The organism is Cellvibrio sp. BR (assembly GCF_000263355.1).
Lineage (GTDB): Bacteria > Pseudomonadota > Gammaproteobacteria > Pseudomonadales > Cellvibrionaceae > Cellvibrio.
Window position 1 is genome coordinate 369249 of sequence record NZ_JH668203.1, and the last position, 26421, is coordinate 395669.

Annotated in this window: 18 protein-coding genes; 17 read left to right on the top strand and 1 reads right to left on the bottom strand. The window is 51.0% G+C overall.

All coding sequences use genetic code 11. The features are described from left to right. Positions 1-159: 159 nt before the first annotated feature. Positions 160-2475, top strand: coding sequence for a membrane protein (locus O59_RS21115; protein ID WP_007644153.1), 2316 nt, complete (start codon positions 160-162; stop codon positions 2473-2475). A 110-nt stretch (positions 2476-2585) separates the two neighbouring features. On the opposite strand, the gene tilS is transcribed toward O59_RS21115, so the two are convergent. Then, positions 2586-3881, bottom strand: a complete 1296-nt coding sequence (tilS, locus tag O59_RS14800; protein WP_007644154.1) for a tRNA lysidine(34) synthetase TilS — start codon at positions 3879-3881, stop codon at positions 2586-2588. Between the two features lie 171 nt (positions 3882-4052). On the opposite strand from tilS, the gene O59_RS14805 reads away from it, so the two are divergent. From O59_RS14805 to O59_RS14880, 16 genes are all read left to right on the top strand, one after another. Next, the gene (locus O59_RS14805) at positions 4053-5966 is read left to right on the top strand and encodes a S9 family peptidase (RefSeq protein ID WP_007644155.1); all 1914 of its coding nucleotides are present in this window, start codon (positions 4053-4055) and stop codon (positions 5964-5966) included. Between the two features lie 16 nt (positions 5967-5982). Further along, positions 5983-6495, top strand: coding sequence for a transcription elongation factor GreB (gene greB / locus O59_RS14810; protein WP_007644157.1), 513 nt, complete (start codon positions 5983-5985; stop codon positions 6493-6495). A 96-nt stretch (positions 6496-6591) separates the two neighbouring features. Then, positions 6592-8628 carry a methionine--tRNA ligase gene (gene metG / locus O59_RS14815; protein ID WP_007644159.1) on the top strand — a complete coding sequence of 679 codons (2037 nt, stop codon included), beginning with the start codon at positions 6592-6594 and terminating at the stop codon, positions 8626-8628. 190 nt (positions 8629-8818) lie between these two features. Continuing rightward, on the top strand, positions 8819-9409 hold the full coding sequence (gene rsxA / locus O59_RS14820; protein ID WP_007644160.1) for an electron transport complex subunit RsxA: 591 nt from the start codon (positions 8819-8821) through the stop codon (positions 9407-9409). A gap of 18 nt (positions 9410-9427) precedes the next feature. Next, positions 9428-10120 carry an electron transport complex subunit RsxB gene (gene rsxB / locus O59_RS14825; RefSeq protein ID WP_007644161.1) on the top strand — a complete coding sequence of 231 codons (693 nt, stop codon included), beginning with the start codon at positions 9428-9430 and terminating at the stop codon, positions 10118-10120. A 31-nt stretch (positions 10121-10151) separates the two neighbouring features. Then, positions 10152-12521 carry an electron transport complex subunit RsxC gene (rsxC, locus tag O59_RS14830; protein ID WP_007644162.1) on the top strand — a complete coding sequence of 790 codons (2370 nt, stop codon included), beginning with the start codon at positions 10152-10154 and terminating at the stop codon, positions 12519-12521. A gap of 39 nt (positions 12522-12560) precedes the next feature. Continuing rightward, complete coding sequence (rsxD, locus tag O59_RS14835; RefSeq protein ID WP_007644163.1) at positions 12561-13637, top strand: electron transport complex subunit RsxD; 1077 nt, start codon at positions 12561-12563, stop codon at positions 13635-13637. Beyond that, positions 13637-14290, top strand: coding sequence for an electron transport complex subunit RsxG (gene rsxG / locus O59_RS14840; RefSeq protein ID WP_007644164.1), 654 nt, complete (start codon positions 13637-13639; stop codon positions 14288-14290). Before rsxD ends, rsxG begins: the two co-directional genes overlap by 1 nt. Next, on the top strand, positions 14283-15002 hold the full coding sequence (locus O59_RS14845) for an electron transport complex subunit E (protein ID WP_040392796.1): 720 nt from the start codon (positions 14283-14285) through the stop codon (positions 15000-15002). Before rsxG ends, O59_RS14845 begins: the two co-directional genes overlap by 8 nt. Before the next feature lie 42 nt (positions 15003-15044). Next, on the top strand, positions 15045-15875 hold the full coding sequence (locus O59_RS14850) for a mechanosensitive ion channel family protein (protein WP_007644166.1): 831 nt from the start codon (positions 15045-15047) through the stop codon (positions 15873-15875). Between the two features lie 176 nt (positions 15876-16051). Next, the gene (locus O59_RS14855) at positions 16052-16771 is read left to right on the top strand and encodes a peptidase (protein ID WP_040392799.1); all 720 of its coding nucleotides are present in this window, start codon (positions 16052-16054) and stop codon (positions 16769-16771) included. Between the two features lie 281 nt (positions 16772-17052). Beyond that, the gene (locus O59_RS14860) at positions 17053-20478 is read left to right on the top strand and encodes a DUF2126 domain-containing protein (protein WP_007644169.1); all 3426 of its coding nucleotides are present in this window, start codon (positions 17053-17055) and stop codon (positions 20476-20478) included. A 55-nt stretch (positions 20479-20533) separates the two neighbouring features. Beyond that, positions 20534-23092, top strand: coding sequence for a circularly permuted type 2 ATP-grasp protein (locus O59_RS14865; protein WP_007644170.1), 2559 nt, complete (start codon positions 20534-20536; stop codon positions 23090-23092). Between the two features lie 12 nt (positions 23093-23104). Then, positions 23105-24022, top strand: coding sequence for a transglutaminase family protein (locus tag O59_RS14870; RefSeq protein WP_007644171.1), 918 nt, complete (start codon positions 23105-23107; stop codon positions 24020-24022). 413 nt (positions 24023-24435) lie between these two features. After that, a complete protein-coding gene (locus tag O59_RS14875) occupies positions 24436-25380 on the top strand; it encodes a toll/interleukin-1 receptor domain-containing protein (RefSeq protein ID WP_007644172.1) in 945 nt (314 codons plus the stop codon). Between the two features lie 238 nt (positions 25381-25618). Continuing rightward, positions 25619-26401, top strand: a complete 783-nt coding sequence (locus O59_RS14880) for a DUF2971 domain-containing protein (RefSeq protein WP_007644173.1) — start codon at positions 25619-25621, stop codon at positions 26399-26401. Positions 26402-26421 lie beyond the last annotated feature (20 nt).

Consider the following 26421-nt stretch of genomic DNA (forward strand, 5'->3'; position numbering starts at 1 on the left):
AACACCGCATAAAATCACTGAACCAATTGCCTGTTTTCACGGTCTCTATGCGGCTTCTATTTATTAAGCAGCCAAGCCTAAATGCGGGCGATTTGATTGACACCAAGCGCCGCGACACACAGAATCACCGACCAGTTTTAAACCTCAGGAACACGCTGAATGAATATTGATCGTTTATCCCCGCTATTACAGCGCACCACCTTGCTGCTCTCTCTCGCAGCCGGTTCATTTTTGCTCACTGCCTGTGGCGGCGGAAGCGACAACAAATCATCAGCCAGCAGCTCTTCTATTAGCAGCAGCTCATCACTGCGCAGCAGCTTTAGCAGTGCCTCCGTACCAGCCAATGGCTCAGGCATTTGGCCCAGCGTAAAAGTGGAAGCACAAAGCCCCAAAGTACTCACTTTTCAGTGGAGCGCGGTAGAAGGTGCAACCCACTACAAACTTTACAAACAAGACGCTGAAAACGGCGCAGTGCTGTTAGCTGACAACATCACCACCACCAGTGCCAGCGATGAAATTGGCGTACACATTCACGACTGGGTAAATACCCGTTATTGGGTGGATGCCTGTGTTGCGGACGACTGCAGCCAGCGCTCGGACATGACATTTACCGCCACCGAAATGATCAAAGCCATCGGCTATTTCAAAGCCTCCAATACCGGCTCATTTGACTGGTTCGGTTGGAGTATTACCCTCTCAAGCGATGGCATGACCATGGCGATTGGCGCTCCTGCAGAGGACAGTAAAGCGGTTGGTATTAATGGTGATCAAACCAACAACGAAATAGTAAATGCCGGTGCAGTTTATGTGTTTGTGAAAGAGGATGGGCTTTGGGTACAGCAGGCCTACCTCAAAGCGTCCAATACCGAGCAGCCTAATTTAAATGGCCTTCGCGTGCTGCCGAATGATCGTTTTGGTTACCGTGTGGCATTGTCTGACGACGGCAATACCTTGGCAGTATCGGCCTTATTGGAAGACAGCCCATCTTATGGCGTCAACTGTAATCAGGACAATTATGAACAGGTCATCAGCTCTGCCGCTTCCTCAGGCGGTACTGGTAATTTGCTGGCAGCAAGAACTCTTGATGTTGGCGCGGTCTACATCTTTACCCGCAGCGCAGGCACCTGGACACAAGATGCTTATGTAAAACCGATTTTCTCTACACTTCACGCCTTTGCCCAATCAGCGGTTGCGCTACGTTTTGGAGAATCGTTAGCACTTTCCGGTGATGGTAAAACCCTTGCGGTTGGCACGTCTGAGGACTTCATCAGTAGAAGCGGCGTTTTCAACTTTAACGCTTCAAGCAGTATGTCATCACTGGCGTGTTTGGAGTTTTACCCCTCCAGCAGCTCATCTACCAGCAGCACCAGCAGTTCAAGCAGCAGCACTACTTCAAGCAGCTCTTCCGCCGGTAGCAGCTATCGCGGTGGCTCAGCCTCAGGTGCGATCTATACCTTCCGTTTAGGCGAGAATGGCTGGAAGGAAGAGTCCCATGTTAAAGCATCCAATGCGGAACAAAACGACGCCTTTGGTGTGAGCATTGCCCTGTCTACCGATGGCAATACCATGGTGGTTGGCGCAATCAGTGAAGATAGTAATGCAACCGGTGTTAATGGCGATCAATCCAAGAACTCTTGCTATTACTTCAACGAAGGCGCCTATGTGATTGACGCCGAGTGCGAAGAAGCTGGTCGCTACCAAGTGCGCGGCGTAATTGATAACGGTGCAGCTTATGTCTTTAAGCGCACAGCAGACTTGTGGAATCAGGAAGCCTACTTAAAACCTGCCAGCACTTATATGTACACTGCCTTTGGCACCAGCGTGGATGTTTCTGGCGATGGCAATACCCTGGTGATCGGTGCACCTGGTGATGCGAGCAAAGCAACAACTATTAATGGCGATGTCGCACAAGATATTGAATTTGCCAATACCGGCGCAGCCTATGTGTTTGCCAAGTCGGGCGAAAGTTGGTCGCAAGAAGCAATCGTTAAACCTTCAACACTAACCAAACACACTGGTATCAGTTTGGTAGCCGTTACCAGTGTGACTTACAGCATCCAGATAAACGGCGGTGGTCAATTTGGTAATAGTGTAAGCCTGTCTGACGACGGCAATATCCTGGCTGTCGGTTCATTCCGTGAAAGCAGCTATGCCACCGGTATTAATGGCGATGAAGGTGATACCAGCAAAGCGGATGCCGGCGCCGTGTTTGTATTCACCCGCAACAATACCGTTTGGTCACAAAAGAGTTATGTAAAAGCATCCAACCCTGATGCAAGTGATCGCTTTGGGTTGAATGTTGAACTCTCGGGTGATGGTAAAAATATGTTGGTTGGCGCGCACCGCGAATCGGGTCGTGGCTACACCTCCGTTGCTGCCTCCAGCGGCGCCAGTACCAGTTCAGCCGCTAGCAGCGCAGGTCTGGATCAGAGCGACAACAACCTCGAAGCCTCAGGTGCAGTCTATCTCTACTAAGTAATTAACTGCCCTTCGTAAAAACGGGATGCTGATGCATCCCGTTTTTATTGGTGGCCTCAGTGCGCGCAAGCGCCTGCAGGGCAACTCATATGACTTTAATTGAGCGACTATTCCGCACCACACGTCCACACCAATCGATAACCTGCTTCATCACACCCTGCCACAAACCCATCACAAACCCATAAATCCCCCACCGCCACCAGTTCATCGCCGCTATAGACCAGCGGCAACTGCTCGCGCAGCCAGGGTTCCAAACTGTATTCCTGCAACAATTTTTTCAGGGTTTGGGAGTGGTTGCGCCCGGCCGGTTTGCAGCGCTCGCCGCCCACCCGGGTGCGAATATGCAGATTGGGTAAACCTATTTTCAAACGGAGCGATTGATTGTCACTCGTCTCGATCAATGTCAGCGCCATTTCTGGTAATGGTACGGGCAGCAAATACAAACGCGCGCGAAATACCCGCAGCGATACATCGCCCCAGTTCACATTGGCTTCAGCATCCTCGCGCCCCTGTAATAACTGTGCCTGGATTTGCTGCCAATGGCTTTGCTCTGGCATGCAATAACCCGCGTTGCGCAGCCAATAGCGCAGCAAGTTTTGCTGGCGCACGGGCGATAGGGAACGCAGAAAGACTAAATCCATACTCTGCCCGATTCGCGCGGCGCGCGGCGTGCTGCAGGTTAAATCCTCTTGCGCAATAGTCTCTAACAGCAACTCCTGTTCGGCACAAAGCTCGGCAGTCTGCTGCCATTTACGCATAAATCCCGGCCAGCGTATCGCCAGCAGCGGCAGTACCTGATTGCGCAGAAAGTTGCGGTCGTAAGCATCATCCTGATTGCTTTCATCCTCCACCCACTGCAGCTGATGTTCACGGGCATAGCTTTCCAATTGCCCGCGCGAAAAATTCAGTAGTGGTCGCACCAACGTCGCTTGGCCCAAGGGCCGCTGTGCAGCCATTGCTGCCAGCCCACGCGGGCCGGTACCGCGCAATAAGCGCAGCAGTAATGTCTCGGCTTGATCGTTGGCGTGATGGGCAGTGAGCAGAAAATCGCCCGCACTCACATAGCGCTCAAATACTGCGTAGCGCGCTGCGCGTGCGGCATCTTCTATACCTTTACCGCTGTTGATAACGCTGACTTTTTCTGCCGTAAACTCAATACCCAACTGCGCGCAAATTGCCGCACACCGAGCCTGCCACTGATCGGCATGGGGCGAAATTTGGTGGTTGATATGCAGCGCGCGAATAGTCACCGGCAGTGGCAATTGCACCAGCGCATGCAGCAGCACGGTAGAATCCAACCCGCCGCTAAAACCCACCCAATAGACCGCGTCTGCGCTATTACCGCCATCCGGTAAATAAGTACGCAGTGCTGCGGGCGAAAAAATGGGGGCAGAGGAAGTCATAGCAGTACCTGATTGATGCGCGCATTAAAGCCCAACGGTCACATAAATAAAACCCAACGCCCGGTAAATACCATCCACCTCAAGTAAATAAAAGGTCTGCCTTCCCCTGCCGGCATCCGGCGGGCAAAATGCCCCACTCCCACGCCCGTTATTAAATGGATTGCAGATGTTATGACCCAGCCCAGTTACGGCCATTGGCCATCACCTATCACCGCCGACTTGCTCACCAGTCAAGGTATACGTTTGAGCGACCCGCAAGCGGTGGGCGATACACTTTACTGGCTGGAAAGCCGCCCGCAGGAAAAAGGCCGCAGTGTGTTGGTGTGTGAAAAACAGGGCGAGCGCCGTGATTTACTGCCCGCCCCCCATAGCATTCGCACCCGCATTCAGGAATACGGCGGCGCGCCCTACTTGGCCACCGCCGATGTGATTTTTTATGTGCTGGATAGCGACCAACGCATTTACGCCTACGATTTACACACTCAAACCAGCCGTGCACTGACCCCGGAAGGCGCTTATCGCTACGCCGATTTTTGTATTGACCCAAGACGCAACCGCCTGCTGGCAATACGCGAGAATTGCAGCAGTGATAACCAGCATCCTACCAGTGAGATTATCGCTATCCCGCTGGATAATGTGCAGCTTGAGGTATTGGTTTCCGGCGCCGATTTTTATTCCAACCCGCGCTTGTCACCCAACGGCGAGCAACTCAGTTTTTTGCGCTGGTTTCACCCCCATATGCCCTGGGATAACACGGAGTGTGTTATCGCCCAATTAAATGCGCAGGGTGACATTATTAGCAGCGTGGCAATTGCCGGCGGAAATAATGAATCTATTTTTCAGCCGCAATGGTCACCGGCCGGCGAATTATTTTTTGTGTCGGATCGCAGCAACTGGTGGAATATTTATCGCTGGACGGGTGCAGAGGCCGAAGCCATTTGTGCACTCGATGCCGAATTCGCCACACCGCAATGGGTGTTTGGCATGAGCACTTACGGTTTTTTATCCGCGAGTGAAATTTTTTGCTGTTTTAGCCAGCAAGGCGTGTGGCAATTGGGCGTTATTAATATCGCGCAAAAAACCTTGCAGCAAATTGCACAACCCCTGCGCGATATTTCAGCTGTGTGTTGCCAAGCCATGAATAATGGAGACAGTGAAAACAAAGGCCAAGCTTATTTTCTCGGCGCAACGGCAACCCAGGGGGCGCAGCTGTGGTTTTATGAATCAGGACACTATCACTCAGGTGTTTGCGCGCCGCTACATAACACTCAATTTGCACTGGACAGTCGCTACCTCTCCCAAGCCGAAGCAATTACTTTTCCCACGCGCGATGGAGAAACTGCGCACGGATTTTTTTACGCTCCGACCAATGCCGACTATAAAATTGCGCCAGCTAATTTACCGCCGCTGTTGGTGATGTGTCATGGCGGCCCTACCGGCGCCACCGAGACCTCGCTTAATTTAAAAATCCAATTTTGGACCAGCCGCGGTTTTGCGGTGCTGGATGTGAATTATCGCGGCAGCACCGGTTACGGCAGAGCATATCGCGACCGGTTAAAAAATAATTGGGGCATCACCGATGTCATCGACGTGTGCAGCGGGGTGGATTATTTGGTGGCGCAGCAGCGCATCGACAAAAATAAAGTTGCCATTCGCGGCTCCAGCGCTGGCGGTTATACCGTGCTCGCCGCCCTGACTTTTGGCGATGTGTTTAAAGCCGGTGCGAGTTTATACGGCATAGGCGATTTGGAAGCCCTCGCGCGCGACACCCATAAATTTGAAGCGCATTATTTGGATTCGCTGGTGGGTGAATACCCCGCGCAACAAAAGATTTATCGCGACCGCTCACCCATTTATCACATAGAACAACTCAATTGCCCGGTGATTTTTTTGCAGGGGCTGCAAGACAAAGTCGTACCACCTGCACAAGCAGAAGCCATGGTCGCTGCACTACAAGAAAAAGGCATAATGACCCGCTACGTAACCTTTGAAGAAGAGGGTCACGGCTTTCGTCAGGCGCAAAATATGCAACGCGCACTCAATGAAGAGTTAGCGTTTTATCACACTGTTTTTAGTAACCATTGATTGTTGGAGAGAAGTCATGGGACGTTGGCGCCCGCCCAGTGCAAAAGGTTCAACCTATATCACCGCCGCCGGTTTTAAACGCATGAAAGATGAGGTTACCCAGCTGTGGAAAATAGAACGCCCCCAAGTCACCCAGGTAGTGCACGAAGCCGCCAAAAACGGCGACCGGAGTGAAAATGGCGATTACATCTACGGTAAACGTCGCCTACGTGAAATTGATTCGCGCGTGCGTTTTTTATCCAAGCGTATGGAAGTACTCACGGTGGTTGATCGTTTACCCGAAGACCACAGCAAAGTTTTTTTTGGCGCTTGGGTGACTCTGGAAGATGAAGACGGCAATGAAAAAACTTACCAAATCGTCGGCCCCGACGAATTTGATGTCGCGCGGCAAAAACTCAGTATGGATTCACCGCTCGCCAAAGCCATGCTCGGCAAGCGCCTGGACGATGAAATTGTGCTGAAAAAACCGGAGGGGGAAGAGCTGTTTTACATCACCGCGATTGAATACAAACCCTACGATCAGGATTAGTCGCGCCACAGCTGCAGCACAAAATGCTATAGTGCGCCCCATTTTTTCGGCTGGCTGCTGCCAGCTCCAGATTTCAGCGTTGACAGGTTTTTATCCATGACTCACTCATCCAACAATCATGCTCGTAAGATTTTAGTTACCAGCGCCCTGCCCTATGCCAATGGTGCTATTCACCTCGGCCATTTGGTGGAATATATCCAGACCGACATTTGGGTGCGCTTCCAAAAACTGCGCGGTGTGGATTGCACTTACGTATGCGCCGACGATGCCCACGGCACAGCGATCATGCTCAAAGCCGAGCAGTTGGGTCACTCGGCCGAGCAGCAAATCGCCAATGTTAAAGCCGAGCATGAGGCGGATTTCGCTGCGTTTAATATCGCCTTTGATAATTACCATTCAACGCACAGCACTGAAAACCACGAACTTTCGAACATGATTTATGGCCGGTTGAAGGCCAATGGCCATATCGCCAGCAAGAGCATCACCCAGGCTTATGATCCGGAAAAGCAGCTGTTCCTCGCCGACCGTTACATCAAAGGCACTTGCCCGAAATGTAAAACCGAAGATCAATATGGCGATAACTGCGAGAAGTGCGGTGCTACCTATTCGCCCATGGATTTGATCAATCCCAAATCGGCCATCTCCGGTGCAACACCCGTCGCTAAAGATTCCGAGCACTTCTTTTTTACCCTGCCGGAATTCAGTGATTTCCTCAAAGGCTGGACGCGTGCTGGTCATTTACAAGATGAAGTCGCCAACAAGATGGCTGAGTGGTTGGATGCCGGTTTGCAGGCGTGGGATATCTCCCGCGACGCGCCCTACTTCGGTTTTGAAATTCCCGGCGAGCCGGGCAAATATTTTTATGTCTGGCTGGATGCGCCCATCGGTTATATCGCCAGCTTGAAAAACTTGCTCGATAAGAAAGGCGAAGATTGGTACGACTACTGGAAGCCGGATTCTACCGCCGAGGTGTATCACTTTATCGGCAAGGACATAGTGAATTTCCACGCGCTGTTCTGGCCTGCAATGTTGCATTCCGCCAATTTGCGCACGCCAACCAAAATCTGTGTGCACGGATTCCTGACCGTGAACGGCACCAAGATGAGCAAGTCGCGCGGCACCTTTATTAATGCGCGCACTTACCTCGACCATTTGAATCCGGAATACCTGCGTTACTACTTCGCCGCCAAACTGACCAGCAATGTGGACGATATCGACCTGAATCTGGAAGATTTTATCCAGCGTGTGAATTCGGATCTGGTCGGCAAGGTAGTGAATATCGCCAGCCGCACAGCCAAATTCATCAATAACGCCGGTGGCGTGCTGACCAACGAGATTGCCGATGCTGACTTGTGGCAAAAATTTGTGGATGGCGGCGAGACTATTGCCAATTACTACGAAACTCGCGACTACAGTAAAGCCATGCGCGAAATTATGGCGTTGGCCGATGCCGCCAACGAATATATCGCTACCCAAGAGCCGTGGAAGCTGGCCAAACAAGCCGGTGCCGAAGCGCAAACCCAAGCGGTTTGCACTCTGGGTATCAATATGTTCCGTGCCTTACTGACTTATTTGAAGCCGGTATTACCCGCGCTGACCGCCGATGCCGAAGCCTTTTTGGGTGAAACCCTGAGCTGGAATGCGCCGATCAGTTTCCGTGCCGGTGAGAAGATCAACGAGTTCAAACCACTGCTCACCCGCATTGAAAAAGACAAGGTAGATGCCATGATCGACGCCAGTAAAGAAGCCTTGGCGACTGCTGCGCCAAAAGCGGAAGAGAAAACCTCAGACGTTGAACCTATCGCCGCTGAAATCGACTTTACTGATTTTGCCAAGGTGGATTTACGTATAGCCCTGATCGCCAACGCTGAACATGTAGAGGGTTCCGACAAACTGTTGCGTTTAACTCTGGATTTGGGCGGCGAAACCCGCAACGTGTTCTCCGGCATCAAAAGCGCTTACGACCCGAAAGACTTGGTCGGCAAGCTAACTGTAGTAGTTGCCAACCTCAAGCCGCGCAAAATGAAGTTCGGTATGAGCGAAGGCATGGTGCTGGCCGCTGGCCCTGGCGATAAAGAGATTTATTTGCTGGAACCGCATGCTGGCGCAAAGCCGGGCCAACGGGTTATGTAAATCACTCCCCTCGCCGGGCGCCAACCTCCCCCTTTTTTAAAGGGGAGGAGCTCCCGTCATAAGGATATAAACAAACAAGCTAAACCTTTAGCGCTTTATTTATTGAGAATGCCTCTCTACTTGCCGATAATACGCAGCCCTTTGACTCCGGGCATTCACTTCAGCGGCTTTCCTTCATTGGACAAACATCATGAGTTTCAGCGAATTAGCAATCATTTTGCTCAGTACCGTGCTGGTGAATAACTTTGTATTGGCGCAATTCCTCGGCCTCTGCCCGTTTATGGGCGTATCCAATAAGTTGGAGAGCGCCATCGGCATGGCGGGTGCAACTACCTTTGTAATGACCCTCGCTTCTATTTGTACCTATCTGGTGGACACCTGGGTGCTGGCGCCGCTGGAGCTGCAATATTTACGCACTATCGCCTTTATTTTGGTAATCGCGGCGGTGGTGCAATTCGTCAAAATGTTTATGGAAAAGACCAGCCCGCTGCTCTATCGCGTACTTGGTGTGTTTCTGCCGCTAATTACTGTGAACTGCGCCGTGCTCGGTGTTGCCTTGCTGAACACGCAAAAAGCTCACAGCTTTTTTGAATCCACAATGTATGGTTTTGGCGGCGCCCTCGGTTTTGCGATGGTGTTGGTATTGTTTTCCGCGATGCGTGAGCGTTTAGCGGTAGCCGATGTGCCGGTGCCCTTTAAAGGCGCGGCGATTGGCATGATCACTGCCGGTTTGATGGCACTGGCCTTTATGGGCTTTGGCGGGCTGGTAAGCCTGCAATAACTGACGAGTCTGGCATTCATGATCGAATTTATTTTCCAGAACCCTATCCTCAGCGCCCTGATTGCACTCGGCGGGCTGTCGGCGCTATTTGGCGCGGTATTGGGTTTTGCTGCAGTCAAATTCAAAGTGGAAGGCGACCCCATCGTCGAGCAGATCGACGCGCTGTTGCCGCAAACCCAATGCGGTCAATGCGGCCACCCCGGCTGCCGCCCCTACGCCCAGGCAATCGCTAACGGTGAAGCCATCAACAAATGTCCGCCCGGCGGTCAGGCAACTATTAATGCCCTGGCCGATTTGCTGGATGTAGAGGCTCCCTCCTTGGACTCGGAACACGGCGAACATTTGGACGTGAAACGTGTCGCTTTTATCCGCGAAGACGAATGTATAGGTTGCACCAAATGTATTCAGGCCTGCCCAATGGATGCAATCCTCGGCGCCGCCAAACACATGCACACAGTGATTGCCGATGAATGCACCGGCTGCGACTTGTGCGTGGAGCCCTGCCCGGTGGATTGTATCGATATGATCCCGGTTGAAACTGACCTGAAAACCTGGAAGTGGGATCTACCGGCCACCAACCAAAAACCGGTGTTCCATGTGATCGCCCAGGAAGTGCCGGTAATTCCTTTGGAAACGAATGTAATTGCCACTGACCTTGGCCGTGGTAGCGCGCTAAATAGCGACAAGCCCGACGGTGAAAAAGCTGCCTAAGCGCCGCATTGACGACGAGAAATCTGCATAGATGACAAGCCTGATCAAAGTCTGGGAATTACCGGGCGGTATTCACCCGCCCCAACACAAAAGCCAATCCCTGCAATTGCCGCTGGGCGAAATTCCCCTGCCTCCGTTTCTGGTGATTCCGCTAAATCAACATATGGGCACCCCCGCACGCGCCATTGTGCAAGTGGGTGAGCGCGTGCTCGCCGGGCAATTGATTGGTATCGCCGATGGCACCTTTAGTGCCAATACCCACGCGTCTACCTCGGGGACTGTATTAGCCATTGAGTCCCGTGCGATTCCACATCCGTCCGGCATGAGCAGTGAATCCGTCATTATTGAACCGGATGGCAAACACGAGTGGGTTCAACTAACTCCCTGTGAAGACTACCTACAGCTGGATCGCTTGCAACTGCTGGATAAAATCCGCGCGGCCGGTGTGGCAGGTTTGGGGGGCGCAGGTTTCCCCACTGCCGTAAAACTTGCACCCAAATCGACGCAAGTGATCGACACATTGATCCTCAACGGTGCCGAATGTGAACCTTACATCACCGCCGATGACATGCTGATGCAAACCCAGGCGCAGGAGTTAGTCGCCGGAACCTTGCTGCTGAGTCATATTTTGCATCACCCCAAAAACCTGCTGATTGGCATTGAGGACAACAAACCCACGGCCATTGCTGCGGTAAAAGCTGCAGTTGCTGGCGCCAAAGCCCTGCGCAGCGAAGCCGCCAATATTCAGGTAGTGGTGATTCCCACCAAGTACCCCTCCGGTGGTGCCAAACAGCTGACCCAAATTTTGACCGGGCGGGAGATTCCCAGCGGCCATCACTCGGCCGATGTGGGGGTTATCTGTGTGAATGTCGCCACCGCCGCTGCCGCCTGGCGCGCTGTGCGTTTTGGTGAGCCGCTCATTTCGCGCATTACTACGGTAGTCGGTGAGGCATTAACAACCCAGCGCAATATCAATGTGCTGTTGGGAACACCTATCGACTATGTGCTAGAGCAGCACGGTTTTAACTTGAAACAAGCATCGCGGGTAGTCATGGGGGGGCCGATGATGGGCTTTACCCTGCTGGATTTGGCCGCGCCGGTAATCAAAACCACCAACTGTATTCTGGCGCCCAGCACCCAAGAACTGCCTGAACCACAACCCGCACAAGCCTGTATTCGCTGCGGCATGTGCGCCGAGGTCTGCCCGGCAAGCCTGTTACCACAACAGTTGTTCTGGTATGCACAGGCGGAGGATTTTGATCGGCTCGAATCGCACAACCTGTTCGACTGCATCGAATGCGGCGCCTGCTCCTACGTTTGCCCCAGCACTATTCCGCTGGTGCAGTACTATCGCGCCGCCAAGGGCACTATTCGCCTGCACGAGATCGAGAAAGAAAAATCGGATCGTTCGCGTCAGCGTTTTGAATTCCGCCAGCAGCGCATCGCCAAAGAAGAAGCCGAAAAAGAAGCCAAACGTCTAGCACGTCAAAAGGCAGCGGAAGAAGCCAAAAAGAAACTGGCCGAAAAAGCGGCTGAGGCGGCGAAGAATCCGGCAGCTGCTACTGATGTCATTACCGCAGCCGTGGTTAAAGTGGGTGCGACGCAGGCTTCCAGTGAAGAAGAAAAAGCCAAGCTGGAGCGCCTGCTTAACGCGGCCAAAAATGGCTTGGAGTTTGCGCAAAAAACCTTGGTGCCGAACAAAACCAACCCGGTAATTACCGAAGAACAGCTGGTTAAACAGCAGGCGCGCATCAAACAAGCCGAGCAAAAAGTTGCAGAGGCGGAGAAGAAACTGGCCGAGTTTGTTGCCAATAACTCTGTCACTACCAGCATCGAACCCGGCACCACCGCTGCTCCAGCGGCGGGCGCACCGGCAGTAGACCCCAATGATCCCGTCGCGGCGGCGATTGCCCGCGCGCAGGCAAAACTGACCATGTCACCGGAAGACAAAGCGCGCGCAAATCTGGAATCCCTGCGCTCACGGTTGGCCAAAGCCGAAGAGAAAGTTGCCGCCGCCAAAGCCGACGGCAGCCCCAATTTGGATGCCTTACAACAAGGCGCCGAAAAGCTGCAGCAAAAAATTACGGAAGCGCTGGCTGAACTCAAGGCATTGGGCATTAAAGACGAGCCGGTCGTTGCCGCTGCGCCAGTAACTGCTGAACCTGCGAGCGCAGAGCAAAACGCAGCGCAAGCCGCGATTGAAAAAGCAAAAGCCAAGGCAGCTGCCATGGCGAGTATGAGTGATGAGGAAAAACGCGCCGAGCAGATTCAATCCCTGCAAAACCGTTTAACTAAAGCGCGCGAGCGTTTAGCCAAGGCAGAAACTGAAAACGACGCCAATATCGACGCCTTCCGCGCCGGCGTCACCAAACTGGAAGAAAAGCTGCAAGAACTGGCCTAGGGCAGTGTTCATCACGGCGATTCTTAACGAGATAAACGAATGGCGTTATTAAATATCACCTCACCCCACACCCACGGGGCCAATCGTACCGGGCGCGTTATGCGCTTGGTGGTCTATGCCACGTTTCCCGGTATTGCCGCACTGACTCACTTTTTTGGTATAGGGGTGTTAATCAATGTGTTGCTGGCGAGCTTGAGCTGCATCGCCTTTGAAGCACTGGTGATGAAACTGCGTGAACGTCCGGTGATGTTCTACCTACGCGATTGCAGCGCGTTGGTGACCGGCGTGCTGATCGGTGTATCCCTTCCGCCCTATTGCCCTTGGTGGCTGGTGATCAGCGCCAGTTTTGTCGCGATTGTCTTGGCTAAACAGCTTTACGGCGGCATGGGCTTTAACCCCTTTAATCCGGCGATGGTGGCCTATGTGCTGCTGCTGATTTCCTTTCCGGTACAGATGACCCAATGGGCCACGCCATTACCCATGCTGGCCGATGGACACACTGCACCCAGCTTGGTCGCGGCGCTGGACAAGATCTTTTTTGGCACCCCCATCGACGGCTACAGCTCGGCGACAGTGCTGGACATTATGAAACAAAACTCCGGCCTGACGCTGGATGCCCTCTATCAACAACAGCCTGTATTTACCGAAGGCCGCTGGGCCGGTGCTGGTTGGGAATGGGTCAACATCGCCTTTTTGATTGGCGGCATCTATCTGCTCTACAAAAAAGTCTTTACCTGGCATGCCCCGGTTTCCATGCTGCTGGCGCTGGCGCTGATGGCCGCGCTGTTTTACGACTCAGGCAGCTCCAATTCCGGCGGCTCACCCATTTTTCACCTGCTGTCCGGTGCCACTATGCTCGGCGCATTTTTTATTGTGACCGATCCGGTCAGCTCGGCGGTGAGCACCCGTGGGCGCATTGTTTATGGCGCGTTGATTGGTGTGGTGATTTATGTGATTCGCGCCTGGGGCACCAGCTACCCCGACGGAGTTGGTTTTGCAGTTTTGCTGCTGAATTTCGCCGCCCCCTTTATTGATTACTACACTACTCCGCGCACCTACGGCCACAAAAAACCGCGCCGTGCGACCGACAGTAGCAAACAGGATGGAGGTCACTAATGCTCGGCCAATCCATAAGTAAAAACAGCTTTATCCTCGCCGCTTTTGCGATTTGCACGGCAGGCGCACTGGCGCTGACCAACCTCGGCACCCAGGATCGTATTGCAGCTTCAGAGCGCGCCGCACAACAACGCGCACTATTTGAAATAATTCCCCTGCAAGAACACGATAACGATCTGCTCAATGACACCATACCCGTGCCGAATAGCGCATGGGAGCCGCTGGGTGCCAGCGAATCCAGCAAGATTTATCGCGCGCGCCAGCAAGGGCAAATCACCGCCTTGATCGTTCCCGCCACGGCACACGATGGTTACTCCGGCGATATCAGTATGATTGTCGGGGTAAAAACTGATGGCACCATTGCCGGCGTGCGTGTATTACTGCACAAAGAAACCCCCGGACTGGGCGACAAAATCGAGCTAAAAAAGCATCAGTGGATTTTAAGTTTTAATGGCAAAAGTCTGACTGTTCCTGTTATCGAGGAATGGAAAGTTAAAAAAGATGGCGGTACCTTTGATCAATTTGCCGGTGCCACCATCACTCCGCGCGCCGTAGTGGGACAAGTAAAACGCGTGCTGGAATTTGTGAATACCAACCATCAAACCTTGTTTGATGCGAATCAACAGCCAAGCGCAGGTGAACAACATGAGTAATGGCGTGAATTACACAGAAATTACCCAAAAGGGCCTGTGGGGTAACAACGCCGCGTTAGTGCAGCTTCTCGGCCTCTGCCCCCTGCTTGCGGTCAGCTCTACCGTTGTTAACGCGCTCGGCCTGGGGCTGGCTACATTACTGGTTCTGACCACCACCAACTCAGTGGTTTCACTGATCCGCCACTATGTAAGCGACGCAGTAAGGCTGCCCGCCTTTGTGATGATTATCGCCTCAGCGGTTACCTGTATTGAATTGCTGATGAAAGCTTACACCTACGAGTTGTACCAAATACTTGGATTATTTATCCCGTTAATCGTGACCAACTGCGCCGTATTAGGTCGCGCTGATGCCTTTGCCAGCAAAAATACTCTCCTACCTTCCGCCATCGATGGTTTTATGATGGGGATGGGGTTTCTGTTAGTACTTGTTTGTGTGGGCGCTGTACGCGAACTGCTCGGCACCGGACATCTGTTTGCCGATATGCAATTACTCTTTGGTGAATCCGCACGCAGCTGGCAACTGAATGTCTTTGGCAGCAGTTTTCCCAATGTGATTTTTGCCTTGCTGCCACCGGGAGCGTTTATTGTGGTGGGGTTTTTAATTGCGGCCAAAAACACCATAGATGCCCAACTTAAAAAACGTGCGGACGCCCGTAAAACACACGCGGTGAAAGGCAGTAAACGTGTGCGCACTACCGGCAGTGTTACTTGATAGTCACGCCATACCTGTTTAGCAATCCCAAGGAGATTTGCAATGTTCGACAAGCTTGACCACGCCCAACTGCTGGCGTTTTACGATAAATTTGTAGCTCCGTGGAGTATTAAAATTCTGATTGCCTTGCTGATATTTGTTATCGGCCAGTTAGTCGCAAAATTTGTGGCAGGAATGCTAGGCAAGATCCTCGGGCGCACCAAGCTCGATAAAATTCTGGTGGAATTTATCCAATCGCTGGTAAATGCCCTGCTGTTGGTATTTGTAATTGTTGCCGCCCTGGACCAGCTGGGGGTAAATACCAATTCCGTGATTGCCGTACTCGGTGCTGCTGGCTTGGCGATTGGTTTGGCGCTGCAGGGATCACTGCAAAACTTTGCGGCGGGTTTTATGTTGCTGATATTTCGCCCCTTTAAATCCGGCGACTTTGTTGAGGCTGCCGGCGTATCGGGAATTATCGATAAGATTGGTATTTTCTCCACCATCATGCACACCGGTGACAACAAGCAGGTCATCATTCCCAACGGCACCATTTACAGCAGCAATATCATCAACTACTCCGCCCGTGGCACCCGTCGTATCGACATGGTTTTTGGTATTGGCTACCGCGACGATATACGTTTGGCGCGCGATGTCATTGCCAAAGTAATTAGCGCCGATGCGCGGGTTTTACCCGAGCCGGAACCCTTGATTGCAGTGGGAGAACTGGGTGCACACAGCGTGAACTTCTATGTGCGCCCCTGGGTGAAAGCCGATGAGTTCTGGGATGTGAAATTTGCGTTGACCGAACAAATCAAACTGGCATTTGATGAGAATGGCATCAGCATTCCCTTCCCGCAGATGGATATCCACTGGAACAAACCCACCGAATAAGGCACCACCAGGGCTTACCGGGCGGTGAGACAGAGGTTTCACTGCCCATCCTCCAAGAACGCGCCCCACCTTGGTGCATGATTCACCGTTCGATTTAATGCGCCAAATTAGCCTTGACGCTCACCGCCCCTGCTCTTAACCTACACGCCCTTTTTTTCTTGAGCCCGGTTGCTGTTATGACCTACTGCGTTGCGATTAAAGTCGATGCGGGTCTGATTTTTTGTTCAGATTCACGGACCAATGCGGGTGTTGATCAGGTCAGCACCTACAGCAAGATGTACCATTTTGGTATCGATGGCGACCGCCAACTGGTGATCAACTCTGCTGGCAACCTCGCCACTACCCAATCGGTTATCGCCAAAATTCGCAAGGACATCAAAGAAGGTGCCGATGTAAGCCTCGCGACTGTCGATAGCATCCACGACGCCGCCGACTATGTAGGCGAAATAAGTGTGGCTATTCAAGAGAAACACGCACACAACAACAGTAACGTCAGTTTTGAAGCCAGCTTTTTGCTGGGCGGCCAAATTGGCACGGAAACTCCGGCGGTTATGCTGATTTATCCTCAGGGTAACCACATCACATCGTCCGACCAAACGCCCTACCTGCAAATTGGTGAGAGTAAATACGGCAAACCAATTCTCGACCGTATCCTCAAACCGGAAACCGGGCTGGATACAGCCGCACTCTGCGCCTTGGTGTCCATGGATTCCACAATGAAATCTAATCTCACTGTAGGCCCGCCAATCGAATTGATGAGCTATGTCACCAACAGCGGTCTGATGCAGCACAGTATTTTTGAGGCTGACAATCAATACTTACGCGAACTCACCAAGTCCTGGGATCGCTTGATAGTGGAAGCTTTTTTACAGCTGCCACCGCCACCACAAAACTAATTCCAAACTGCTCATGCCAAAAGCGCCACTATCCTCCGATACTGGCGCTTTTGTGTTTTTAGCGCAGCATTTCATCGCCCAGAGCACTTATGGTGCAGTTATTGCGTGTGATTGACTAACCAGAGCCGCCAGGAAAACCGCACACTAAACACTGGCTTAGCGTAACCGCAAGAGCGTCATATGCTCAGTGGATGATGATAACTTGCCCTTTTCCCCGCCTGGTGCACACTTGAGTGCACCAGCATGATCCATAAACCGCTCGCTGCAGGAAGGAAGACTTTATGGCTATTCGCGTTGCCATCCACCATAAAACTGAATATCAGTTTGATCGCTTGACCACCTTATTTCCCCACGTCCTGCGTTTGCGCCCGGCGCCCCACAGCCGTACCAAAATTCACAGCTACTCACTCAAGGTGACGCCAGAAGACCATTTCCTCAACTGGCAGCAAGATCCCTTTGGCAATTTTCAGGCGCGCCTGGTTTTTCCCGAGCAGACGAAAAGTTTGGCAATTGAAGTAGAAGTCATTGCCGATATGACTTCCATCAACCCCTTTGATTTTTTTGTAGAAGACTACGCGGAAACAATTCCTTTTAGCTACGCCGAACAGCTCCAACGCGAGTTAATTCCTTATTTGGAAGTCACCGAAGCTGGCCCACTGCTGAGTGCGCGAGTCGCGGCGATTAAAGCGGAAATAGCGCAGCGCGAAAAACAAGATAAACCCTGGCATGTGAACGATTTTCTGGTGCAGATAAACCAACAACTGCAACAGGATATTGGCTACGGTGTGCGCTTGGAGCCGGGCATTCAAAGCTGTGAGGAAACCCTAACCCTCGCCAAAGGCTCCTGCCGCGACAGCGCCTGGCTGCTGGTACAAATTTTTCGCCACTTGGGTTACGCCGCGCGTTTTGCCTCGGGTTATTTGGTGCAGCTGACCTCGGATATCAAAGCCCTCGACGGCCCCAGCGGCCCGGAAAAAGATTTCACCGATTTACACGCCTGGACCGAAGTATTTATTCCCGGCGCAGGCTGGGTTGGCCTTGACCCAACCTCGGGTTTGCTGGCTACCGAAGGCCATATTCCCCTCGCCTGCACACCTGACCCCATTTCTGCCGCCCCCATTACCGGCGCCACCAGCAAATGTGAAGTGGAGTTCGCCTACAGCAACGAAGTCTTCCGCATCCTTGAAGACCCGCGGGTCACCAAACCCTATACCGAAGACCAATGGCAAACCATCAATGCACTCGGCGCCGCTGTTGATAAGGAGCTGCTCGAGCAGGACGTGCGTTTAACCACCGGCGGTGAACCCACGTTTGTGTCCATTGATGATATGGAATCCGAGCAGTGGAACACCGGCGCACTGGGCGCCGACAAATTGCGCCTCGCGAAAGATTTATTGCTGCGGATGCGCAACACCTTTGCGCCAAACGGTTTACTGCATTACGGCCAAGGCAAATGGTATCCGGGTGAAGAAGTACCGCGCTGGGCGCTGGGTTGTTTTTGGCGCACCGATGGTGAAGCCCTGTGGAGCAATCCGGATTTACTCGCACGCGCCGATAAAAGTTACGGCCTTACGCATTTGGATGCGAAAAAATTCGCGCAGACACTGTGTGAAAAAATTCGTGTGAATAGCGAGCATTTAATTCCCGCCTATGAGGATGTGCTCTATTACCTTTGGGCCGAACAACAATTGCCCGCCAATATAGATCCCTTAACAGCCGATTTAAAAGATGACCTGGAGCGCCGCCGCATCGCCAAATTATTAACGCGCGGGTTAAATACTGAAAGTGGCTATGTGCTGCCCATCGAATGGAATTATTTGAATCAAAGCTGGCTGAGCGGCCGCTGGAAATTGCGCAATGACAATTTATTTTTAATTCCCGGCGACTCACCACTCGGTTTGCGTTTGCCATTAAATTCACTGGAATTTTCGCAACACAATTACGAACGCTATCAACCGGAAAGTGACCCGCTGCGCTCGCGCGCACCACTGGCAGCCAGCGGGCAACAATTTGCTAATCTCGCCGCACAAAAAATTACCGCGCAGCCCATTGGCAAAAACGACAGCGAAAACAGCACAGAAAAGAACACTGAAAAAAATACGGCGCAAAAAAACAAAGCCAATTATGTGGAAGCGGGCTATGTTATTCGCACCGCCATGTGTTTTGAAGCGCGCGATGGCCGTTTGCATTTATTTTTGCCACCGCTCACCTACCTCGAACATTACGTGGCGTTAATTGAAGCGATTGAAGATACCGCGGCAACACTCAATATGCCGGTGGTACTGGAAGGTTACGAACCGCCCAAAGATTATCGCCTGAAGAAATTTTTAATTACGCCGGACCCGGGTGTGATTGAAGTAAATATTCATCCGGTAGAAACTTGGGCGGATTTGGTCAACAACACCGAAGCGCTGTATGAAGATGCACGCCAATGCCGTTTGGGCACCGAGAAATTTATGCTCGATGGCCGTCACTCCGGCACCGGCGGCGGCAACCATGTCACCTTCGGCGGTTCAACGCCAGCCAATAGCCCGTTTTTGCGCCGCCCGGATTTGCTGCGCAGTTTGGTGACGTTTTGGCAACATCACCCGGGGCTTTCTTATTTATTTTCCGGTTTATTTATCGGGCCGACCAGTCAATCGCCGCGGGTAGATGAAGGCCGTGCGGAAATGCTCTACGAATTGGAAATCGCCTTCCAACAAATGCCTGATGGCATTGTAGAGCAACCCTGGTTAGTGGATCGCCTGATGCGCAATTTATTAATTGACATTACCGGCAATACCCATCGCGCCGAATTTTGTATCGACAAACTTTATTCACCCGGATCAGCCAGCGGTCGCCAAGGCATTCTGGAATTTCGCGGTTTTGAAATGCCGCCCCATGCACGAATGTCGCTAGTACAAGTATTGCTGCTGCGCTGCCTGATCAGCCGTTTCTGGAAAGAGCCCTACAAAAAACCGCTGGTGCGCTGGGGCACGGCGCTGCACGATAAATTTATGTTGCCGCATTATGTGTGGGAAGACCTGCGCGATGTAGTCAATGATTTGAATGAACACGGATATCCCTTCCAACTGGAATGGCTCGCGCCTTTTGAAGAATTTCGTTTCCCTCACTATGGCCGCGTGCAGCTGGATGATATTCAAATTGAATTGCGCTGGGCGATTGAACCCTGGCATGTGCTGGGCGAAGAAGTCAGCAGCTTTGGCACCTCGCGCTATGTGGATTCATCACTGGAGCGTTTACAAGTCAAAGTCACTGGTTTAACGCCGGGCCGTTATGTGCTCGCGTGTAATGGTCGCCGTGTGTGTTTGAATCCCACCGGTAAACACGGTGAATTTGTGGGCGGCGTGCGCTATCGCGCTTGGCAACCGCCTTCCGCATTGCACCCAACCATTGGCATCCACGCGCCGCTGGTATTTGATTTAATCGACACCTGGAACGGCAAGAGCATCGGCGGCTGCACCTATCACGTCAGCCACCCCGGTGGGCGCAGTTACGAGCGCTTCCCGGTGAACGCCAATGAAGCTGAATCGCGCCGTGGTAATCGCTTTTTTGATATCAACTACACACCCGGTGCATTACCGATCACACCGGCGGGAAAAATATTGCGCGAATTTTTTGAACACAAACATCCCCCCAGACCCATGGCGCCACCGCCAGAGGAACCGGCGGATGAATATCCACACACACTGGATTTGCGCAAGTAAAGCGAGGTGAATAGGGTTACAATCGGGGCCATATTCATAACAATTACTGATTATCATGAACCTCTCTTCCGCGCTTATGGACAATCAGGGCAATACAATGAGCAGTAAGGCATTCACTTATCCATCCCCACAGGCGGGGGTGGATGAAGCCTACGATACTGAAGGCGGTATTCGCCCGCATTGGCGCTACCTGTTACACAGCTTACAAACGCTGGGGCACGATGCCATCGAAGAGCGGCAGAAAAAAGCACGCCGCATCCTGCGCGACGATGGTGCCACCTACAAAATTTACGACGAACCGGATGCGAGCCAAAGCTGGCAACTCAATCCTATTCCGCTGTTAATTCACAGCGATGAATGGAACAACATTGAAACCGCACTGGTTGAACGCGCCGAATTATTTAATTTACTGCTGCAAGATATTTACGGCGAACGCAGCCTGGTGCGCCGTGGCGTTATCCCACCAGAATTATTATTTTCCCATCAGGGATTTTTACGCCCCTGTCAAAATATAAAATTGCCCGGCGCACAACAATTAATTGTGCATGGTGCCGATCTGGTGCGTGCGCATGACGGTCAAATGCGGGTGATGGCCGACCGCACCCAAGCGCCTTCCGGCGCAGGTTATGCGCTGGAAAATCGTACGGTCATGAACCGCGTATTCCCCAGTTTGTTTCGCGATAGTCATGTGCATCGCCTGTCATTATTTTTTTCGCGTTTGCGTCAACGCCTGCAGGAATTAAATCCCAACGGTGGCATTGCACGCATTGTTGTACTCACCCCCGGCATTTATAACGAAGCCTATTTTGAACACGCCTATCTCGCCAATTATTTGGGGTTCCAATTAGTACAAGGCGGCGATTTAAGTGTGCGCAATGGTTATGTGTGGATGAAAGCGCTCGACGGTTTAAAACGTGTCGATGTAATTTTGCGCCGCGTGGATGATGTCTATTGCGATCCGGTGGAATTAAAAGGCGATTCACGCCTAGGTGTGCCCGGCCTGCTGGAAGTGGCGCGCCTCGGCCATGTTGCTATCGCCAACCCACTCGGCTCCAGCGTATTGGAAAACCCGGCGCTATTGCGTTATTTACCCGCTGTTGCCCAAGCCTTGCTCGGGCGCGATTTGCAAATGCCCTCGGTGAAAACCTGGTGGTGTGGCAATAGCGACGACCTGGAATATGTGTGTAGCAATTTAAAAAATTTACTGATTAAACCTACCTATCGTCGCCCCGGTTTGTATGAAGTGTACGGCGCGGATCTGGACGATAAAAAATTACAAGCCTGGCAAAATCGCATTCGTAAAAATCCGCTGCAATTTGCGGCGCAGGAATATGTGGCCGGCGCACAAACGCCCACCTGGCATCAGGGGCAAATCCAACCGCGTGCCTCGGTATTGCGCACCTTCGCAGTTGCCAGTGAAAGTTCTTACGCGGTAATGCCCGGCGGCCTTACGCGCGTAAACCTGGATCCGGATAAAAAAATTATTTCCAACCAACGCGGCTCTGTTTCCAAAGACACCTGGGTGCTCGCCTCGGAACCGGAAAAACAAATCAGCCTGCGCACCCTGGACATGCAGTCATCCACCGAAGGCAGCAGTGCACTGCCCAGCCGGGTGGTAGAAAATTTATTTTGGATGGGCCGCTACGCCGAGCGCGCGGAATCTGCCATGCGCTTATTGCGCACGGTATTTATTCAATTAAATAAAACTGAAAAATTACCCGACGCGGTGTGCCGCACACTGCTGAGTGCAGTTACTCACGTCACCGCCACCTACCCCGGCTTTACCAGCTTGCAACCGGAACTGTTCAAGAACCCTGAACCGGAAATGATTTCAATTATTTTGGACAGTCGCCGCCTCGGCAGTGTCGCCAATAATTTAACGGCGATGATTGAAGCCGCTGAACAAGTCAAAGAGCAACTCTCCAGCGATACCCAGCGCGTAATTAACGATGTGGGCGATGAACTTGAGCAATTAAAATTAGCCTTGGAACCCAGCTCGCTTTCCGCACCGGAAGAAGCACTGGCGCCGCTTATTACCACGCTACTTGCTTTTGCCGGATTAATTCACGAAAGCATGACACGCGGCAATGGCTGGCACTTTATGGAAATGGGCCGCCGCCTGGAGCGCGCATTACAAATTATTAATACCCTGCGTTCACTACTCGCCACCGAATTTGATGAGATAGAACAGGAAACGCTTATCGAATCCAGCTTGCTGTGCAGTGAAGCGCTTATTCCTTATCGTCGCCGTTATCAAAATGGCATTCGGTTGGAACAAGCCTTGGAAATGTTAATGCTGAATCGCAAAAATCCGCGCTCGTTGATTTATCAACTCAATGAATTGGAACATCATTTTTCTGACTTGCCCGACGACCGCGAAATTCTCAGCAGCGAACACAAATTATTATTGGAAGCGACTACCGCGTTGAAATTGAGTGACATTAGCGCGCTGGTAAAAACCCACAATAGTATTCGCACCGAACTGGATCAATTGCTGTCGCGCTTGCAGTATTTAATGACGCAAGTGGCCAAGGCCATTGGGCAGCGCTACTTCGATCACACCGAAGGGCCACAGCTGCTGGTAAAAAATACCGAATGGCAAGAGCAGCTCTAGGAAGCCGGGATTATGAAATATCGCATTCGCCATACCACTCGCTATGCCTACGCATTACCGGTGAGCCACTGCTACAACCTGGCCTATGTGTTACCGCGCTCCACTGATCGTCAGCGCGTAGACACTATCGACATCAAACTCTCACCACCGGCCACCACCAGCAATAGCCGCAGCGATTATTTTGGCAATCAGTTTTTACAATTTTCGATTGAAAAAGCGCACAGCGAATTGGATGTCAGTATCACCAGCGAAATCACCATTAAGGACAGCAGCACCAGCATCAACCTGGATTTTGGCAACCCCTGCAGCTACGTAAAATATTTACTGCAACACAGCAAAGATTGGGAAACACTCTGCGCGCGGGAATTTATACTCGACTCACCCATGGTGCAACAGCATCAGGATCTTGCCGATTATGCCGCTGCTTCCTTCAGCGACGACCGCCCGTTTTTATCGGCGGTGATGGATTTAACCCAACGCATATTTACCGATTTCGTTTATGACCCGGAATTTTCCGACGTCGCCACACCACTCGCCGATGTGCTCAAACACAAACGCGGCGTCTGTCAGGATTTCGCCCACCTCGCCATCGGCTGCCTGCGCTCACTCGGCTACCCGGCGCGTTACGTCAGCGGCTATTTGGAAACCCTGCCTGCCCCCGGCCAGGAAAAATTAATCGGCGCCGACGCCACCCACGCCTGGTTCGCCGTTTATTCCCCCGGCGAAGGCTGGTACGAATTTGACCCCACCAACAACAAAGTCACCGGCGAACAACACATCACCACCGCCTGGGGCCGCGACTATTCCGATGTAACCCCACTCAAAGGCGTCATCTTCGGCGGCGGTCACTCCCCCCAATTATTTGTCTCGGTAGATGTAAGAAGAATCGAAGAAGATTTTTTTCAAACACAAAGCCAAAGCCAAGGCTAAATACCCGCCTCACTAGTGACACCTACAGTTACCACATTCTGATTTTTTGGTAACTGTAGGCTCCTGTCAGATAAAAACCCACGAACTCCCCCTTGGTTATATTGTGTAATTGACCTTTTCCTCCGAGCCTATTACCTTTCAGAAAACCCCATTTCACATAAATGGCACAATAAAGGTAGGTTGCTGGTGAGTTCACGAACCGCAACACATTTTAAGGGCAGTAATGTGCCCAAAGCGGAAGTTGGAGGATGACTGCAAAGCTACAGGACTCCAAATTCATTCAACTGTGTATTCTTCGTATACATTGTAGGGCATTGTAACTTGGGTATTTTTTAGTTGAGTTAGACAAGCCTTCCATAAACATGGCTTTATCTGTTAAGTAAAAACTGTCATGAGTAAAAAATGGAGTATTTATGCACCCCAAGGTTTTTGTAAGTCATGCAAGTGAGGATAAAGAAAGATTTGTTATTGATTTTGCAACCAGGTTACGCAAAAACGGTGTAGACGCTTGGTTAGATAAATGGGAGATGCTGCCAGGAGATAGTCTGGTAGATAAGATATTTGAGGAAGGGATTAAAGATGCAGCAGCATTTATCGTCATTCTATCTACCTCAAGTGTGAATAAGCCATGGGTTCACGAAGAACTTAACGCAGCGGTGGTGAAAAGAATAAATAACGGGAGCAAGTTAATTCCAGTTGTTTTGGACAATTGCGAAGTTCCCGAGGTTCTGGCGAGTACGTTATGGGAGCGCGTCCCAGATTTAAACTCTTATAATGCGAGTTTTGATAGGATACTCGCATCTATTTTTAATATTTCTACTAAGCCACCACTCGGGCAATTGCCTCTTTATACTGAATCGCCGATAACGCTTATAAGCGGCATGCATAAAAATGATAGTCTTTTACTTAAAGTGTCATGTGAGAACGCTCTGTTAACGGGAAGTATGTCTATTGATCCAAAGAAATTATTCTTTGTAGATGCGAATCCAATTTTACCAGAGCAAGAACTAAAAGATGCTATGGAAATTATGGATAAATTTGGTTCGATAGAGTTACACCGAACACTTGGATGTGATCTTCACTCATTCAAGATAACAGAAGCTGGATTTGAGCTTTACGCTAGAGACTGCATCTCGAATTATCAAGAAACGATAAAGACCGTTAAGTTTGCTTTGGTGAACAAGCAGCTATCTAAAAATTCTGCGATAGCAGAAGAAGTAAATTCCCCTCTGTTACTAATCGATCACATTTTGAATATTCTGGAGCACAGTGGTGATATCAAACAGTCCAAAATGATTAGTGGCGAATGTCATATAAATTACATTTCACCATCGCTCAGGCGTGCCCTCAATGATTGATAGGAATGTTTCATAAACAATTGAACAGAATTTATCTAAATATTTTTTCTAATTTATAAAAAAAGAGAGTACTTTTCTGAGTAAAAAAATACCAAAAAAATTATATCGCTATCAGAAATTTAATGCACTTTCTCTCGATGCTCTGTGTCAGGATAAGGTATTTTTTTCTCAGCCTGCTAATTTCAACGATCCTTTAGATTGTAAAGCTGATGTTAAACAGGATTCCGATCGATCGACGTTGCGCGATATTTTAGCGGCACTTATTTTCTCTAGGGTCGAACAAGAAATACTCAGCTCTTTAAATGCGGGTAAGGTGGCAGGTAATGGAGCAGCAAGGCATGCAAAAAAACATGCCGATCAGACTACGAGAGCCGAGCTCAGTAATATTTCATATCATGCTACAAATCCAGACTACGATTGTAGCGTCGAAGAAGCTGAGTGTCGCCTTCTGACCTTTGCTATTCAACGTGAGCTTTTAAAGCAAAACAATCGCGGAATTTGTTGCTTCTCCACAACCTATAGCAATCCATTACTGTGGAGCCATTATGCTGATCAGCATTACGGCTTTTGTGCCGGATATTCATTAAATCGAAGCCCTGTGCCAGAAATTCATAAGGTTCTATACGGAGGTGAGCGATTTGTAAAGACCAGTCTAATCGCTACTGCCATCTTAGAAAAAGATGCAGTTGCCCAAAAAAAGTTAGATGAAAATATATTGCTGCGTAAGGCATCGGCATGGCAATACGAAAAAGAGTGGCGAGTTTTCGATCATGTTGGTTTGCAGGACTCACCGCTTTTGCTTGAGGAAATTGTTTTTGGTATCCGTTGTCCTGATACAGTCGTACATGCTGTAGTCTCCGCTCTGATGCCCAGAGAAATTAAATTTTTTGAGATGCATAACGTTTCAGGAAGTTTCACGCTAAAACGAAGCGTTGCTGACTTGGGTGAGTTGAAAGCTTTCTTTCCTCGAACGGCAATGTCTGGACTCGAAATGTTCGGCCCTGTGAGTGACGGTGAATAGTGTCATCATTATTAGGTTGT

Bases quoted from the DNA above. Each gene is read 5' to 3' on its own strand.
- O59_RS21115 (WP_007644153.1), top strand. From the start codon at position 160: ATGAATATTGATCGTTTATCCCCGCTATTACAGCGCACCACCTTGCTG.
- tilS (WP_007644154.1), bottom strand. From the start codon at position 3,881: ATGACTTCCTCTGCCCCCATTTTTTCGCCCGCAGCACTGCGTACTTAT.
- O59_RS14805 (WP_007644155.1), top strand. From the start codon at position 4,053: ATGACCCAGCCCAGTTACGGCCATTGGCCATCACCTATCACCGCCGAC.
- greB (WP_007644157.1), top strand. From the start codon at position 5,983: ATGGGACGTTGGCGCCCGCCCAGTGCAAAAGGTTCAACCTATATCACC.
- metG (WP_007644159.1), top strand. From the start codon at position 6,592: ATGACTCACTCATCCAACAATCATGCTCGTAAGATTTTAGTTACCAGC.
- rsxA (WP_007644160.1), top strand. From the start codon at position 8,819: ATGAGTTTCAGCGAATTAGCAATCATTTTGCTCAGTACCGTGCTGGTG.
- rsxB (WP_007644161.1), top strand. From the start codon at position 9,428: ATGATCGAATTTATTTTCCAGAACCCTATCCTCAGCGCCCTGATTGCA.
- rsxC (WP_007644162.1), top strand. From the start codon at position 10,152: ATGACAAGCCTGATCAAAGTCTGGGAATTACCGGGCGGTATTCACCCG.
- rsxD (WP_007644163.1), top strand. From the start codon at position 12,561: ATGGCGTTATTAAATATCACCTCACCCCACACCCACGGGGCCAATCGT.
- rsxG (WP_007644164.1), top strand. From the start codon at position 13,637: ATGCTCGGCCAATCCATAAGTAAAAACAGCTTTATCCTCGCCGCTTTT.
- O59_RS14845 (WP_040392796.1), top strand. From the start codon at position 14,283: ATGAGTAATGGCGTGAATTACACAGAAATTACCCAAAAGGGCCTGTGG.
- O59_RS14850 (WP_007644166.1), top strand. From the start codon at position 15,045: ATGTTCGACAAGCTTGACCACGCCCAACTGCTGGCGTTTTACGATAAA.
- O59_RS14855 (WP_040392799.1), top strand. From the start codon at position 16,052: ATGACCTACTGCGTTGCGATTAAAGTCGATGCGGGTCTGATTTTTTGT.
- O59_RS14860 (WP_007644169.1), top strand. From the start codon at position 17,053: ATGGCTATTCGCGTTGCCATCCACCATAAAACTGAATATCAGTTTGAT.
- O59_RS14865 (WP_007644170.1), top strand. From the start codon at position 20,534: ATGAACCTCTCTTCCGCGCTTATGGACAATCAGGGCAATACAATGAGC.
- O59_RS14870 (WP_007644171.1), top strand. From the start codon at position 23,105: ATGAAATATCGCATTCGCCATACCACTCGCTATGCCTACGCATTACCG.
- O59_RS14875 (WP_007644172.1), top strand. From the start codon at position 24,436: ATGCACCCCAAGGTTTTTGTAAGTCATGCAAGTGAGGATAAAGAAAGA.